This window comes from Pseudomonas sp. QS1027, from assembly GCF_002814235.1.
Lineage (GTDB): Bacteria > Pseudomonadota > Gammaproteobacteria > Pseudomonadales > Pseudomonadaceae > Aquipseudomonas.
Genome location: NZ_PHSU01000007.1, coordinates 275574 through 291042 on the forward strand (window position 1 = coordinate 275574; position 15469 = coordinate 291042).

Consider the following 15469-nt stretch of genomic DNA (forward strand, 5'->3'; position numbering starts at 1 on the left):
GGGTGGCCTTGGCCGCCCTTTTTTGTGGCCGCTGCCGTTACACTAATTATCGAACTAGAGCCCGCCCCGGTCTGTCTGAGTTACAGGTCGCGTCTGAGGCCACTTTCCATGTCCAGGAGCAAAGCATGCGTAATCTGATTCTCAGCGCCGCACTCGTCACCGCCAGCCTGTTCGGCATGACGGCCCAGGCCGCCGATGTGCCACTTGAGGCCGGCAAGACCTACGTCGAACTGAGTAGCCACGTGCCGGTTGCCGAGCCGGGCAAAATCGAGGTGGTCGAGCTGTTCTGGTACGGTTGCCCGCATTGCTACGCGTTTGAGCCGACCATCAACCCTTGGGTCGAGAAGCTGCCCAGCGATGTGAATTTCGTGCGTATTCCCGCCTTGTTCGGTGGCCCGTGGGATGCTCACGGCCAACTCTTCGTGACCCTGGAAACCATGGGTGTCGAGCATAAGGTCCACGCTGCGGTGTTTGAGGCTATCCAGAAGCAGCACAAGCCGCTGACCAAGCCTGAGGACATGGCTGATTTTGTCGCCACCCAAGGCGTAGACAAGACCAAGTTCCTGGAAACCTTCAACTCCTTCGCCGTGAAGGGCAAGATGGCCCAGTATCGTGATCTGGCCAAGCGGTATGAAGTCAGTGGCGTACCGACCATGATCGTCAACGGCAAATACCGCTTCGACCTCGGCACCGCCGGTGGTCCTGAGGCCGCGCTGAATGTCGCCGACCAGTTGATCGCCAAGGAGCGGGCTGCCATGACGGCGGCCAAGTAAGGCCGCCGCCGTGATCGGGCGCTGGGGGACGGAACGTCTTGTTGGCCTGCATGAGCCCAAGGTCAACGAGCATCACCTGGAGAGCACCGGCCTGCCGGCGGACAACCGCCTGCGCCTGCTCAGTTTCAATATCCAGGTGGGCATCAGCACCCAGCGTTATCGACATTACCTGACCCGTGGCTGGCAACACCTGTTGCCGCACACCGGGCGGGCGGACAACCTGCAGAAGATCGGCGGCCTGCTCGCCGATTTCGACCTGGTGGCGCTCCAGGAGGCCGATGGCGGCAGCCTGCGTTCAGGCTACGTCAATCAGGTCGAGCACCTGGCCCAGCTCGGGGCCTTTCCCTACTGGTACCAGCAACTCAATCGCAACCTCGGGCGCCTGGGCCAGCACAGCAATGGCGTGCTCAGCCGTTTGCGGCCCTCGGCGATCGAGGATCATCCCTTGCCGGGACCGGCCGGGCGCGGAGCCATTCTCGTGCGCTTTGGCGAGGGCTCGGAAGCCTTGGTGGTGGTGATGATGCACCTGGCCCTGGGAGCGCGGGCGCGTACCCTGCAGCTGGCCTATATCCGTGAGCTGATCGGCGGTTTTCGGCACCTGGTGCTCATGGGCGACATGAACACCCAGGCCAGCGACCTGCTGCTACACTCGCCTTTACGCGACCTCGGTTTGCTCGCACCGCAGGTGGAAGCCACGTTTCCCAGTTGGCGTCCACAACGTTGCCTGGACCACATTCTGCTTAGCCCCAGCCTGACGCTGGAGCGAGTCGAGGTGCTGGCCCAACCTATTTCCGATCATTTGCCGGTGGCCGTCGAAATTCGCCTGCCAGGCTCCATCGGTTCTGATACGTTGCCGGCCTTGAGTAGCTAAATCTCGCGGACGCCGGCATGAGCAGCGAAGAAGTCGAACGCTGGAAAGAGAAATACCTTAAAAGCATCGAACAACAGGAAAAGCTCGAGCGTCGCTGGGACGCCCGTCTGGACCTGCTTCGCCGTGGGCTGGTACGCAGCACCCTGGCGGCGGAAGGGACCGACCGCGCGGTTGACCTGTGCATGAAGGAAATGCGCGATATCGTCCGCAGCGACGATATGGACGCGGCCCTGGCGGCCCTGTTGCCGCGTCTGGAAAAGGCCGTGCTCGACTCCGAACAGCGTCGCGAGACCCGTGCCGAACAGGTGAGCACCGCGCTGACCTCCTTGGTGACCCAACTGCAATCCCTGCCGCTGCCCCGTGAAGTCAGACGACCGCTGAAGAACTTCGCCAAGCAGCTTGAAGGGCGTGTCGGCCAGGCGCGAGAAATCCCGTTGCTGCTCAGCGAGCTCAGTGGCCTGCAAGGCCAGGCACTGACGCAGCTTGAGCATCCGGCCGAGCCGGGTCGCCCCGGTCTGTTGCAACGGTTGTTCGGTGGCAAGGAGAGTCCGCCAGAAACCACCCCGGGTCAGTCGCCGGTTCCGCTTGCCGGGGCTGAACAGGTTCCGGCCCACGTGGCCGAACCCATGGCGCGTGACTCCGAGGCTCAGGTGCCGGAGGCTGTTCATGCACCCGCACCCGCACCCGCACCCGCACCCGCAGCACCCGTAGCGCCAGCAGTCGCAGCACCTGCACCGGTAGCGGCCCCTGCCGTCGAGCCAGCGGCGGCGCCCGCCCCTGTTGCTCCGGTTGAGGCCACAGCACCCGTCGAGCCCGAAGTGCCTTTGTCGGCGCCGCCATCCGCTACCGAGCCCGAGCCGGTCCCTGCGGCCAAGCCTGTCGAGGCGGTGGCCTATGTGCCACAGGTTGTGCAGCCGGAGCCGTCGGCCGCTGTCGCCGTGCCGGTGCCCGAAGTGTCATCGGTGGCCATGGCGAGCGTGGCTGAGCAACCCCCGGTACTGGCTGTCGATCCCAGCGTAGTGCCCGCGCCTGTCGTCAAGGCGGCCGCTCCGACTGAAGCGCCGGCCCCTGCGCCCCATCCCGCGCCCACGGTGTTTATCGACAGCCTGCCGTTACCGCCGGTGATGGCTGAAGCGCTGGCGGCCGTCGACCCGGAGTACCCCGAGCCGGATGTGCTGTTTGCCTTGCCCGAATCCCCGGAGCCGTCCTACAGCTCGGTGGCCGAACATATCGAGTCGACGTTGCTGGGCCTGCTCAATGACCTGACCCTGCCCGAGCGCCACCAGGCCCACGCCGAGGCCATGCGCCATCGCCTCGAACATGGGCTGAACTGGTACGAATTGCTGCCGATCCTCGATGACCTGGCGGTGTTGATGCTGGCGATCAACGACAGCGGCCAGCATGACTTCCAGATATACCTCAAACAACTCAACGAACGCCTCGAGTCGTTCCAGAGCAACCTGCAGGCGGCCAGTGCCGGCCATGCCGAAGGCCGTACGGCGGCGAACGAGCTGCACAGCCAACTGCGCGAGCATGTCGATGGGCTGCAAAGCAGCGTGCAGGACGCCGCGGACCTGGAGAGCCTCAAGCACGTCCTGGAAAACCGCCTCGAAGGTTTGCTGGGCACCATGGATCAGGCTCAGCAGCAACGTGATATCCGCGAGCAGGAAGTCGCCGTGCGCCTGCAAAGCCTGGCCGAGCGTGTGGCCCATATGGAGCAGGAGGCCCAGGGTTATCGTGATCACCTCGAGGAGCAGCGCCAGAAAGCCCTGGTCGACCCGCTGACCGGCCTGCCCAATCGTGCGGCCTGGAGCGAGCGGCTGGAGCATGAGGTCGAGCAGTGGCAGCAGCACGGCAACACCCTGCTGATCGCCATGCTCGATCTCGATCACTTCAAGCGGATCAACGACAACTACGGCCACCTGGCCGGCGACAAGGTGTTGAAGATCATTGCCGGCGAGTTGCGCAAGCGCCTGCGCCCCGGCGACTTCATTGCCCGTTTCGGTGGCGAGGAGTTCGTCCTGCTGGTGCCCAATACTCCGATCACGGCGGGGCTCAAATTGGCCGAAAGCTTGCGCGCGGCCATCGAGGCCTGCCCGTTCCACTTCAAGGGCGAGCGCGTGACGATCACGGTGTCGGTCGGTTTGTCGGCGTTCAGGGCCGGCGAGCGCAGCGATCATGCATTGAAAAGAGCCGATGAAGCGCTTTACCGGGCCAAGAATGCCGGGCGCAATCGTGTCGAGCAGGGCTGAGCGCGCGCCCATCCTGTAGGAGCCGGCTTGCTGGCGATGAGGCCCGCAAGCCTTGCATTGACCCTGCGGACGCCATCGCCAGCAAGCCGGTTCCTACCGTGACCGTGCTGACCGAAATTGCCGGGCCAGGATCAACGACTGGTTGCATCGGGTAACAGTGTATTGGGCGCTGCTGTGCCCGCCAGTACGTTATGCTGTCACGATACTGTCTTCGTTTGTTGCCGCTGCCATGAAACTGCTTCCTCTCCTTCTTTCGATCCTGCTGCTGGCGGGCTGCACCAGCGGTCCGCGAATGGACACCAGCCACCCTTCGGTCAACTACGACAACCGCGTGCAATTCGTGATCCTGCACTACACCTCGGCGAACATGGAAAACTCGCTGCGGTTGCTGACCCATGGCCAGGTCAGCAGTCATTACCTGATCGGCGACGACCCCCACGCCACCGTCTTCAAGCTGGTGGACGAGAGCCAGCGCGCCTGGCACGCCGGGGAAAGCGAGTGGCTGGGGCGCACCTGGCTGAACTCCAGCTCCATTGGCATTGAAATCGTCAATCCTGGCTTCCGCGATACGCCCACCGGACGCGTCTGGTACCCCTACAGCGAAGCCCAGATCCAGGCGTTGGTCGTGCTGCTCAAGGACATCGTCAAACGCAATCGCATCGAACCGCGCAACGTGATCGGCCATAGCGATATCGCGCCGCTGCGTAAACAGGACCCGGGACCGCTGATGCCCTGGAAGCGCCTGGCCGCGGAAGGCCTTGGTGTATGGCCTGACGAACAGGCGGTGGCCCGGCAGCAAGCCGCCTACGCCGCACAACTGCCGAGCGCCACCTGGTTCCAGCAGCAGCTCAAGCGCCTGGGCTATGCCACGCCGCAGACGGGTGAGTGGGATGTTGCCACGCGCCATGTCCTGGCGGCCTTCCAGATGCACTTCCGCCCGGCCCGTTTCGACGGCATGCCGGACGCGCAAAGTGCGGCGATCCTCCAGGTCCTCAACGAGTCAAAATAACGTCAGCGCCGGACGGTCAGCGCCGGGTTGCCAATTTGTTGCTATAACTCATTGGTAAGTCTTCGGATATTCGCTGATGCCGGCTCGCCAGACGTTGCGCTCCTGGTTCCATCGTCCCTGGTTGCTGGCATTGCTGGCGGCCCTGCTCAGTGCCGCCCTGTTATTGGCCGGTAGCCTGGGTGTGGTGATGCATCAGGTCAGGCAGCAGGAAAGCGAACAGATGAATGCCCAGGGGCAACGTTTCCTGGAGCGGCTGGAGCAGCTTTTCGGGCAACTGCGCGAGGGGCTCGATTACTTGGAGGTCCAGCCCTTGCGGGACTGCAGTCCGGCGATGATCGGCACCTTGCAGCAACTGAGCTTCAACTACCGTTTTATCTACGAAGCCTTCTATGTCGACGGCACCCAGTCCTGTTCCAACTGGCCGAACCAGGAGGCCCACGTGACCTCCCGGGTCCCGGATATCCGCGGACCGACCTACAGCTATTGGCTCAATACCTCGGCCCAGCCCAATGATAACCTGGCCGCCCTGATGCTGGGGCGCGGTCACTTCCGGGTGTCCACCTCCCGTGGGCATTTGAGCGATGTGGTGGAACTGCCGCCGGGGGCCAGCCTGCTGGTGGTGGTCGACCGTGGCCGACGGGCGATTCCGGTGCTCGGGCCGGCGCAGGACTGGCCGCCCCCCGGCTGGCCCGCCAAGGGCAAGGACCCGCTGCTGATCACGCCAAATGAACTGATCTATCGCATGCCCACCCGCACCCCGGAATACCAGTTGGTGATGGTCGCCCCACGCGCGACCATGCCGCTGCCGATCGACCCGTTGTGGTGGTGGCTGCTCTCGGTGAGCCTGCTGATTGCCTTCTGCATCGGCGGCCTGACCTTGCAACTGGCCCGCCAGCGCCAGTCGCTCAACGGCGAACTGCAAGGTGCACTGCGGCGCGGCGAGTTCCAGGTCTTGTATCAACCGATCTTCGACCTCGGCAGCCGCCGTTGCGTGGGGGCCGAAGCCTTGATCCGCTGGCGTCGGCCGGATGGCACGCTGACCAGCCCCGACCTGTTCATTCCCCTGGCGGAAAATACCGGGCAGATCCGCCAGATCACCGATTTTGTCCTGCAACGACTGCTCGATCAGTTGGGTCAACTGCTGCGGGCCAATCCACAGCTGTACATCTCGGTGAACCTGGCGGCCTGCGATGTGATGGTGCCGCGTATCGGCGAGGTGATTGCCGACCTGTTGCGGGTGCACCGGGTCAGTGCCCGGCAGATCGCCTTCGAAGTCACCGAGCGCGGTCTGATCGATGTGGTGGTGGCCCGGGACAATTTGCAGGCCCTGCGCGATGTCGGTCACCAGGTGCTGATTGACGACTTCGGCACCGGCTATTGCAGCCTGGCCTATCTGCAAACCCTGCCAGTGGATTGCCTGAAGATCGACAAGGCCTTTATCGACGCCCTGGGCCATGACGCCGCCAGCAGTGGCGTGGCGCCGCATATCATCCGCATGGCCCATGCGCTGCACTTGCGGGTGATCGCCGAAGGTATCGAGTACGAGCACCAGGCCCTGCTGCTCAGCAGTGAAGGCGTCAGTTACGGCCAGGGTTGGCTGTTCGCCCAGGCGCTGACGGCGGTGCAGTTCGTCGAGTTGATCACCCGTGGCCGACGCCTGGCCTCACGTCGCCTGGATGATGAAGCCTAGCGCTAGAGCGGTAGCGCCATATAGAACTGCGTGCCCTGCCCCGGCCGCGAATACACGCCCATGCGCCCGCTGTGCAGTTGCACGATCTCCTTGCACAGGGCCAGGCCCAGGCCGGCACCGCCTTTCTTGCGGCCGACCTGGACGAAGGGTTCGAAGATCCGCCCCTGTTGGCCGTAGGCAATGCCCTCGCCGTTGTCTTCGACGCTGATGATGACCCGCTCGCCATGGCGCCGGGCCTGCAAGCGAATCTGCCCGCCCCGGGCGGTATGGCGCAGGGCGTTGTCCAGCAGGTTGTCGAGCACGCGTTCCAGCTGTGGTTGATCGGCCGGCAGGCGCGGCAAGGGCGGCTGCAGCTCCACTTGCAGGTCGATGCCCTGGTTCAGGGCCTGTTCGGCATAGCGCAGGCGGCTGGTTTCGAGCAGCGACTCGATATCGCAGGGCACCAGGGTCAGCTTCTGCAGGCCGTTCTGGTAACGGGAGAAATTCAGCAGGTCGTTGATCAATTGCATCAGCCGCTGCATTTCTTCATTGACCGTGTTCAACAGGTCCGCTTCCCGCGATTCGCTGTCGAAATGCACGCGCTCCTGCAAAAGGCCGAAGGCCATGTGCATGCCGGTGACCGGTGTGCGCAGTTCGTGGGAGGCGCGCAGGACGAATTCGCTGCGCACCCGCTCGAAGGCCCGCTGCTCGGTGACGTCGTGGAGCACCATCACCGCGCCGAGAATATGGCCTTCGGTGTGACTGACCGGAGTCAGGCTGTAGGTCAGCAAGCGGGACTCGCCTTCGACCTCGACCTCGAGGTCTTCCGGTGCCCGCTCCAGGCTCGCCCCGCGCAGGATCAATTGCAGTTGTTCGTCCAGTTCGGGCCGCTGCAGCGCCTCGCCAAGGCCTTGGCCGAGGCGATCGCCGTCCCAGCCCAGTTGCCGTTGCGCCACTGGATTGAGGTGCTCCAGGCGGCCTTCGCGGTCAATCATCAGCAGCCCGTCGTCGATGCTGTCGAGCACCGCCTGCAAGCGCTGCTGGCCGGCGAGCAATTCGTCGATATTGGTTGCCTGATGCTGGCGCAGGGCTTCGGCCATGATGCCGAAACGTCGGGTCAGCAGGTTCATCTCGACGGCCGAGGAAATCGGCAGGGTCACTTCGAAGTTGCCCTGGCCGATGTGGTCCGCCGCCTCGGCCAGGGCCTCGATCGGCGCGCCGAAGCGCCGGGCGATGCCGTGGGCGGTGATGAAGCCGATGATCAGCACCGCCAGCCCGACAAATCCCAGCAGCCCGGCCACCAGCAGCGCCCGCTCGCGGGCGTCGCTTTCCGTGGCGCTGATGTTGTCCAGCGCCTGCTTGTGCTCGGCGATCAGGCCGTTGCGCAGGATATTGAAGCTGCTGGTGAGTTCCTCGATGCTGCCGCTACCGTCCCGTGAACGGGCGAAGGCCTGGAAGAACTTTTCGTAGTCGATCCGCGCCTGGGCGAAACCGCTGCGCACGTCGTTGCTCTGCTCATGTTCGATGCCTTCGTGGAGCAACTGCAGGTAGTGCTCGCGCGAGGTTTCGAGCGCGGCCTGGTCCGGCTTGTCACTGAGCATCAGGAGCAACTGGTCGCCCAGGCTCTGGCGCAGCTTGAGGCCCAGGTCCAGGGTGATGAAGTTGTCGCTGATCAGCGACTCCTGGGTCTTGGCCATCTGCATCACGCTGACCAGGCCCAGCATCAGGCCCAGCAAGGCAACGGTGATCAGTGCCGAAATACTCAGGAAGAGCCGGGTGCGCAGCTTCATCGTGAGCTTCATGGTGGATTACTCACAGGTTGTACTGTTTGCGTTTGCGGTACAGCGTCGAGGCGTCGATGCCCAGTGTCTTGGCGGCCTGGTCAAGGGTGTCGCTGGTGGCCAGTACGGCGCCGATATGGGCTTTTTCCAGCTCGTCCAGGCTCAGCGCGGCGCCGATACGCGGCGCGCTGTTGGTCGGTTGTTCGGCCATGCCCAGGTGGCTGATCTCCACGCGTTCCTGGGGGCAGATGATGCTGGCGCGTTCGACCACGTTGCGCAGCTCGCGGATATTGCCGGGCCAACGGTAATTGAGCAGGGCTTCGCGGGCTTCATCGCCGAAGCCGCGGGCCGGTCGTGCATATTCCTTGACGAAACGGGCGAGGAAACGATCGGCCAGCATCAGGATGTCTTCACTGCGCTCGCGCAGGGGCGGCAGGTGCAGGGTGATGACGTTCAGGCGATAGAGCAGGTCCTCGCGAAAACGCCCGTCGCGGACCATGTCTTCGAGGTTGAGGTTGGTGGCGGCGAGAATCCGCACATCGGCCCGTCGGGTCACCGGATCGCCGACCCGTTCGTATTCCTTGTCCTGGATAAAGCGCAACAGCTTGGGTTGCAGGGTCAGGGGGAAATCGCCGATCTCGTCGAGGAACAGGGTCCCGCCATCGGCCTGGTTGACCCGGCCCAGGGTGCTTTCGCTGGCGCCGGTAAAGGCCCCGCGGCTGTGGCCGAACAGCTCGCTTTCCATCAGTTCGGCGGTCAGCGACGGGCAGTTGATGGTCACGCAGGACTTCTTCGCCCGTTTGCTCCAGCCATGGATGGCCCGGGCCAGTTCGCCCTTGCCGGTCCCGGACTCGCCGAGGATCAGGATGTTCGCGTCGGTGCCGGCCACCTGCCGCGCGGTTTCCAGCACCGCCATCATCGATGGGCTGTGGGAGTCGAGGCCGTCCTTGGGCTTGCGCACTTCGCCTTCCAGGGCCTCGAGGCGCGCCGACAGTTGCCGCACTTCCAGCTGTTTGGCCGTGGCCAGGCGCAGTTGGTCCGGGCTGCACGGCTTGACCAGGTAATCGGCGGCACCGGCCTGGATGGCGTCGACCGCGGTGTCCACGGCGGAGTGGGCGGTGACGATCACCACACGCATCCAGGGCGCCTGGATGCGCATCTGGGCCAGCACATCGAGACCGTTGTCCTCGCCCAGGCGCAGGTCGAGAAAGCACAGGTCGAAGACCTGGCGCTGCAACAAGGTCTCGGCCTGGGCCGCGCTGTTCGCCGTGGCGACGGTGTAGCCCTCGTCTTCCAGGCAGTAACGAAAGGTGCGAAGGATGGCGGACTCATCATCCACCAGCAGAATGCGGCCTTGATGTTCCGTGGCTGATTCCATCTCCCATGCTCCTTTAGTAAAAGTTTCCAGTCTCTACCGGAAATGTCCGGCACGTTAGAGAGCTGCTTCTGATTGAACCCTATGACCAGCAGGGTAACGGTCTCCGTCCCTGATTGCTAACCCGCTGATTTGGGGAATTTTTTAAGCTCTTTGCTTCCGACAGTTGGGCTCTCAGCTAATTCCTACTGATTTACTGACTATTTATTCTTGAGACTAGGTCGTTTCCTACGGATTCATCGTGCAATACGCACGACCTTATAGCGAGCATCGTGCAGGATGCTCGCCGATCAATCTTGTATATTTTTCAACTAATTGATTTTATTGATATTTTTTCAATAAAAAAGCTGGCATGCAGGCTGCAATGTCTCTCTCAAGAACATTCGTAGAGGTCGGGAGGCTCATCTCCCCCGACCCTGCAACACGCATCATTGAGTCGGAGGAGTTTCAGGATGAATCGTCCACGTGCCGCCCATCTCCATCTCTCGCCACTGCACCTGCAACAAGGATTGTTCGCAGTGCTGGCGTTGCTGGTCACGCTGATTGCCGGCCAGCAGTTTCAACGCTGGAACCAGGCCAGCGTGCAGGTCCAGCGCCTGCCCGTGCATGTCCTGCAACAGACCCATTTCAGTGCGGCCGCTGCCAGCATCAGCGACCCCACCACCTACCAGCTGACGTCGGTCGATCAGGCCCAGGTGCCTGACGAGTCGTTTCAGCAGCGCTGGGTGTTCTAGGCAAGAGTCGGGCTGTCGGACGATGGCCCGGGGCTGTACCCGAAGCAGTAAAGGCTGCATCCAAGAACTTGAAAGTTGAGGAGAATCACCATGTTGAGCTGGGCAGTCACATTCCTGATCATTGCCATTGTCGCCGCGGTATTGGGCTTTGGTGGCATCGCCGGTACCGCCACCGGTATCGCCAAGATCCTCTTTGTCGTATTCCTGGTGATGTTCGTGGTTTCCTTCCTGTTCGGACGCCGCGGTCGAGGTTGACCATGAGCCACAGCCGCCCTGTTGACGGGCGGCCGCTCCTGCCGTTGTGCGACAGGCGTTTGCCGCTTTAACCCTATGTCGTTCTGACATTAAGTGGCATTTTCATCGGGTGCATTTTTCCGATGCGACCGTACGTCTAGAAATACCCTTCTGATTTCCCTCCTGTTTCCAATTGAATTTGTAGGACTTTTCTACTTACTTGGCCTCGATTCACTCTCGTGGTGCAGAGGAAAAAATGCTTTGAAAAGGCCGGTTTACGGCACTTTTTTCGGCTGAAATGTCCTGTTGATAGAGGACAAAATGGTCGTATTGTTGAACAAAGCTCATGCCGATTCGGCATAGGGTAGGCGTTTACGGCATTAGACGTCCCCCCCTTGCATGGGAATAGTTGCGCCTTTTTTCGCCTGCCAAAAAGCCATCAGGCTGGTGGGCGATGACCTTCCATGGGGGATAGTTGCCATCACCTGGCTTGCAGCAACGCAACGGTGAGGGGCTTCTGTCCGACTCCACTTGAAGCAAGGGTAACGACATGAAGAAGGCAAAGCTCAGCCTCGCCTGGCAGATCCTTATCGGTCTGGTACTGGGGATTGCAGTCGGCGCGCTGCTCAACCATTTCAGCGCCGAGAAGGCCTGGTGGATCGGCAACGTCCTGCAACCGGCAGGTGATATCTTTATCCGCCTGATCAAGATGATCGTTATCCCGATTGTCATTTCCTCGCTGGTGGTCGGCATTGCCGGGGTCGGCGACGCCAAGAAGCTGGGGCGTATCGGCCTCAAGACCATCGTCTACTTCGAGATCGTCACCACCATCGCCATTGTGGTCGGCCTGGTACTGGCCAACGTGTTCCACCCGGGCTCGGGCATCGACATGAGCACCCTGGGCACCGTGGACATCTCCAAGTACACCGCCACCGCCGCCGAAGTGCAGCATGAGCATGCGTTTATCGAAACCATCCTCAACCTGATTCCTTCGAACATCTTTGCCGCCATGGCCCGCGGTGAAATGCTGCCGATCATCTTCTTCTCGGTGCTCTTCGGCCTCGGCCTGTCGAGCCTGCAGCCCGAGTTGCGTGACCCCCTGGTGAAGATGTTCCAGGGCGTCTCGGAAAGCATGTTCAAGGTCACCCACATGATCATGAACTACGCGCCGATCGGTGTGTTCGCCCTGATCGCGGTGACCGTCGCCAGCTTCGGCTTCGCCTCCCTGGTGCCGTTGGCCAAGCTGGTGTTGCTGGTCTACGCGGCCATCCTGTTCTTCGCCTTTGCCGTGCTCGGCCTGGTGGCCCGGCTGTTCGGCTTCTCGGTGATCAAGCTGATGCGCATCTTCAAGGACGAGCTGGTGCTGGCCTACTCCACCGCCAGTTCCGAGACCGTGTTGCCACGGGTGATCCAGAAGATGGAAGCCTACGGCGCGCCGAAAGCCATTTGCAGCTTCGTGGTGCCGACCGGTTACTCCTTCAACCTCGACGGTTCGACCCTGTACCAGAGCATCGCGGCGATCTTCATTGCCCAGCTCTACGGCATCGACCTGTCCATCAGCCAGCAATTGCTGCTGGTGCTGACCCTGATGGTCACCTCCAAGGGTATTGCCGGGGTTCCGGGCGTGTCCTTCGTGGTGTTGCTGGCGACCCTCGGCAGCGTCGGTATTCCGCTGGAAGGCCTGGCCTTCATCGCCGGTGTCGACCGGGTGATGGACATGGCGCGGACCGCGTTGAACGTGATCGGCAATGCCCTGGCGGTGCTGGTGATTTCCCGTTGGGAAGGCATGTACGACGATGCCAAGGGCGAGCGCTACTGGAACTCCCTGCCGCACTGGCGCAGCAAGCAGCCGCTGCCGGCGGGCGAAGCTTCCAAGGGCTGACAGCCACCCCAGACAAACCCCGGACTTTCCGGGGTTTGTTGTTTCTGGCCCGACCGCTATCATTCGCCGCATCTTCAAGGAGTTTTCCCGATGCTCAATGGCCTGTGGCTTGGCTTTTTCGTGGTAGCGACCGTCTCGGCGCTGGCGCAATGGCTGGTGGGTGGCAACCACGCAATCTTCGCCGCCATGGTGGAAAGCATCTTCGCCATGGCCAAGCTCTCGGTGGAAGTCATGGTCCTGTTGTTCGGCACCCTGACCCTCTGGCTCGGCTTTCTGCGCATCGCCGAAAAGGCCGGGATCGTCGACTGGCTGGCCAAGGCCCTGGGCCCGCTGTTCAGCCGCCTGATGCCGGAAGTGCCGCGCGGTCACCCGGCCATCGGCCTGATCACCCTCAACTTCGCCGCCAACGCCCTGGGCCTGGACAACGCCGCCACGCCCATCGGCCTCAAGGCCATGCGTTCCCTGCAGGAGCTCAACCCGAGCCAGACCGTGGCGAGCAACGCGCAGATCCTCTTTCTGGTGCTCAACGCCTCGTCCCTGACCCTGCTGCCGGTGACTATCTTCATGTACCGCGCCCAGCAAGGCGCGGCGGACCCGACCCTGGTGTTCCTGCCGATCCTGCTGGCCACCTGCGCCTCGAGCCTGGTCGGCCTGCTCTCGGTGGCGGTGATGCAGCGCCTGCGGTTGTGGGACCCGGTGGTGCTGGCCTATCTGATTCCCGGCGCATTGCTTCTCGGCGGCTTCATGGCGGTGCTGGCCGGGCTGTCGGCCACGGCATTGGCCAGTCTGTCGTCGATCCTCGGCAACCTGACGTTGTTCGGCCTGATCATGTTGTTCCTGATCGTGGGCGCGTTACGCAAGGTGAAGGTCTACGAGGCCTTTGTCGAAGGGGCGAAAGAGGGCTTTGATGTCGCCAGGAACCTGTTGCCGTATCTGGTGGCGATGCTTTGTGCGATTGGCGTGCTACGGGCTTCCGGGGCACTGGACTTCGGCCTCGACGGCATTCGTCACCTGGTGCAGTGGGCCGGTTGGGATACGCGCTTCGTCGATGCCTTGCCGACGGCGATGGTCAAGCCGTTCTCCGGCAGTGCGGCGCGGGCGATGTTGATCGAGACCATGAAGACCCAGGGCGTGGACAGCTTCCCGGCGCTGGTGGCGGCGACCATCCAGGGCAGCACCGAAACCACCTTCTACGTGCTGGCGGTGTATTTCGGCGCGGTGAATATCCAGCGCGCGCGGCACGCCGTGGGCTGCGCCTTGCTGGCGGAACTGGCCGGGGTGTTGGCGGCGATCGGGGTGTGCTACTGGTTCTTTGGCTGATCAGCGTTTAGCCGAATCCTCGCCCTGCTGCACCGCCCAACCGATCATCTGCGCCATCAGCTTGTCACCCGCCTGGCCGAAGCCCGCCACCACGCCGGGCACCTGCTTGTCGCTGATCGGCTGGCGCACTTCAAAGCGCCGGCTGGCAAGGATCCGCTGGTCAATGCCACGCACCAGCCGCGCATCGAAGCGGATCACCACCTCGGCCCCCTGCCCTCGGTACTCGGTCTGGAATGCCTGCAACTCGCCCCCCAGCTCGAAATCCGCCTGCAGGTTGCTGTCGTCAGTGCTCAGCAGGCGCACCCGGCCGTCGCGCTGGAAGGCGTCGAGGATCCGGTTGCGCAGCAGCACCGGCGCCGGGTCGCTCCAGCGCGAGGCCTTGTAGTGGCTGATCAGGTCGCCCTGGGGCACCACGGCGATATTCGGGTTGTTCAAGGCGTCGCTGGCAATCGGCTTGGCAATGCGCAACGACCAGTTGACCGGCTGGCTGTTGGGCGCCGGAACACTGTTCTGCGCCGTCGGCAGGCGATAGACATCCGCCGGGTCCGCCTGGGGCAGGATCGTGCAGGCGCCACTCAAGGCCAGGCCGACAACCAGGGCAAGCTGGCTGAATACACGAGGGGTACGCCTCATGGGGTGAATTCCTTGTTTTTGTCACGGCCCAGCAAGTAGCCGCTGGGGTTGGCATCCAGGCGCTTGGAGATCGCGCGCAGGGAACTGAGGGTGTCACGCAGTTCACGGATCGCCGGGGCCAGTTCATTCAAGCCCTGCAACCCGCTGTTGACCGAATCCTGGTTTTTGCTCAGCAGCGTGTTGATGGTCGCGGTGCTTTGCTCCAGGGATTGCATGGCCCGTTCGGCGCTGCCGAGGGCCTGCTTGCCCTGGTTGTCGAGCAGGCCGTTGGCGTTGCGCATCAGTGCGGTGGTCTGTTCCAGGGTCGCGCTGACCTGCTTGCTGACCAGGGTCATCTGCTTCAGGGTCTGGCGGATATCGTCGCGCTGGCCGGCAATCGCCCCGGTGGCCTGCTGGAGGTTGTCCAGGGTCTGGCTGACCTGGGCGACGTTTTTGCGCGAGAACATTTCGTTGGCGTTGTGCAGCAGCAGGTTGATCCCGCTCATCAGGTCGTTGCTGTCGTTGAGCAGGCGTGAGATCGGCGACGGCGAGGCGATGATCTGCGGCAGGTTGCCGTCCTTGCCCTTGAGCTCGGGACTCTGTGGCGTGCCGTCGCTGAGCTGGATCAGCGAGGTGCCGGTGATCCCGGTCAGGGCCAGCTTGGCGCGGGTGTCCTCCTTGATCGGCGTGTCGCCGGCCAGGCGGATACGTGCCAGCACCCGGCGCGGGTCTTTCGGGTCGAGGCTCAGTTGCAGCACATCGCCGACCTTGATCCCGCTGTACTGCACCGGGCTGCCCTTGGACAGGCCGCTGACCGCCTCGTTGAACACCACTTCATAATCCTTGAACGCGGTGTCGACGCTGGACTTGGCCAGCCACAGGCCGAACAGTAGCGCGGCCACGACCACCAGCACGCTGAACAGGCCGATCATCACATGATGGGCACGGGTTTCCATC

13 protein-coding genes are annotated in these 15469 nt (G+C 62.9%); 9 read left to right on the top strand and 4 right to left on the bottom strand.

The window, feature by feature from the left end:
* The first annotated feature begins 125 nt into the window (after positions 1-125).
* The 5 genes from CWE01_RS08155 (at position 126) to CWE01_RS08175 (ending at position 6595) form a co-directional block, all read left to right on the top strand.
* Positions 126-773 carry a thiol:disulfide interchange protein DsbA/DsbL gene (locus CWE01_RS08155; protein WP_100940015.1) on the top strand — a complete coding sequence of 216 codons (648 nt, stop codon included), beginning with the start codon at positions 126-128 and terminating at the stop codon, positions 771-773.
* A gap of 10 nt (positions 774-783) precedes the next feature.
* Positions 784-1644 carry an endonuclease/exonuclease/phosphatase family protein gene (locus CWE01_RS08160; RefSeq protein ID WP_177145579.1) on the top strand — a complete coding sequence of 287 codons (861 nt, stop codon included), beginning with the start codon at positions 784-786 and terminating at the stop codon, positions 1642-1644.
* A gap of 17 nt (positions 1645-1661) precedes the next feature.
* Positions 1662-3896: a GGDEF domain-containing protein gene (locus CWE01_RS08165; protein WP_100940016.1), complete on the top strand. Its 2235-nt coding sequence runs from the start codon at positions 1662-1664 to the stop codon at positions 3894-3896.
* Positions 3897-4125: 229 nt separating this feature from the next.
* Entirely contained in the window at positions 4126-4905 is a 780-nt protein-coding gene (locus tag CWE01_RS08170) for an N-acetylmuramoyl-L-alanine amidase (protein ID WP_100940017.1), read from the top strand.
* A gap of 76 nt (positions 4906-4981) precedes the next feature.
* Positions 4982-6595 carry an EAL domain-containing protein gene (locus CWE01_RS08175; RefSeq protein WP_100940018.1) on the top strand — a complete coding sequence of 538 codons (1614 nt, stop codon included), beginning with the start codon at positions 4982-4984 and terminating at the stop codon, positions 6593-6595.
* Positions 6596-6597: 2 nt separating this feature from the next.
* Here CWE01_RS08175 and CWE01_RS08180 read toward each other — a convergent pair whose 3' ends face one another.
* Together CWE01_RS08180 and algB are read right to left on the bottom strand one after the other, a co-directional pair.
* Positions 6598-8376 (bottom strand): ATP-binding protein, encoded by a 1779-nt coding sequence (locus tag CWE01_RS08180; protein ID WP_100940019.1) that lies wholly within the window; start codon positions 8374-8376, stop codon positions 6598-6600.
* A gap of 10 nt (positions 8377-8386) precedes the next feature.
* Positions 8387-9733 (bottom strand): sigma-54-dependent response regulator transcription factor AlgB, encoded by a 1347-nt coding sequence (algB, locus tag CWE01_RS08185; RefSeq protein WP_100940020.1) that lies wholly within the window; start codon positions 9731-9733, stop codon positions 8387-8389.
* Positions 9734-10182: 449 nt separating this feature from the next.
* On the opposite strand from algB, the gene CWE01_RS08190 reads away from it, so the two are divergent.
* The 4 genes from CWE01_RS08190 (at position 10183) to CWE01_RS08205 (ending at position 13900) form a co-directional block, all read left to right on the top strand.
* Positions 10183-10464, top strand: coding sequence for a hypothetical protein (locus tag CWE01_RS08190; protein WP_100940021.1), 282 nt, complete (start codon positions 10183-10185; stop codon positions 10462-10464).
* A 90-nt stretch (positions 10465-10554) separates the two neighbouring features.
* Positions 10555-10719, top strand: coding sequence for a DUF1328 domain-containing protein (locus tag CWE01_RS08195; protein ID WP_100940022.1), 165 nt, complete (start codon positions 10555-10557; stop codon positions 10717-10719).
* A gap of 529 nt (positions 10720-11248) precedes the next feature.
* A complete protein-coding gene (gene gltP, locus CWE01_RS08200) occupies positions 11249-12580 on the top strand; it encodes a glutamate/aspartate:proton symporter GltP (protein ID WP_100940023.1) in 1332 nt (443 codons plus the stop codon).
* Between the two features lie 90 nt (positions 12581-12670).
* The gene (locus CWE01_RS08205) at positions 12671-13900 is read left to right on the top strand and encodes a nucleoside recognition domain-containing protein (RefSeq protein WP_100940024.1); all 1230 of its coding nucleotides are present in this window, start codon (positions 12671-12673) and stop codon (positions 13898-13900) included.
* On the opposite strand, the gene CWE01_RS08210 is transcribed toward CWE01_RS08205, so the two are convergent.
* Both CWE01_RS08210 and CWE01_RS08215 read right to left on the bottom strand, forming a co-directional pair.
* On the bottom strand, positions 13901-14533 hold the full coding sequence (locus CWE01_RS08210; RefSeq protein WP_100940025.1) for an ABC-type transport auxiliary lipoprotein family protein: 633 nt from the start codon (positions 14531-14533) through the stop codon (positions 13901-13903).
* Positions 14530-15468 carry an MlaD family protein gene (locus CWE01_RS08215; protein ID WP_100940026.1) on the bottom strand — a complete coding sequence of 313 codons (939 nt, stop codon included), beginning with the start codon at positions 15466-15468 and terminating at the stop codon, positions 14530-14532. Before CWE01_RS08215 ends, CWE01_RS08210 begins: the two co-directional genes overlap by 4 nt.
* Between the last annotated feature and the right edge of the window lies 1 nt (position 15469).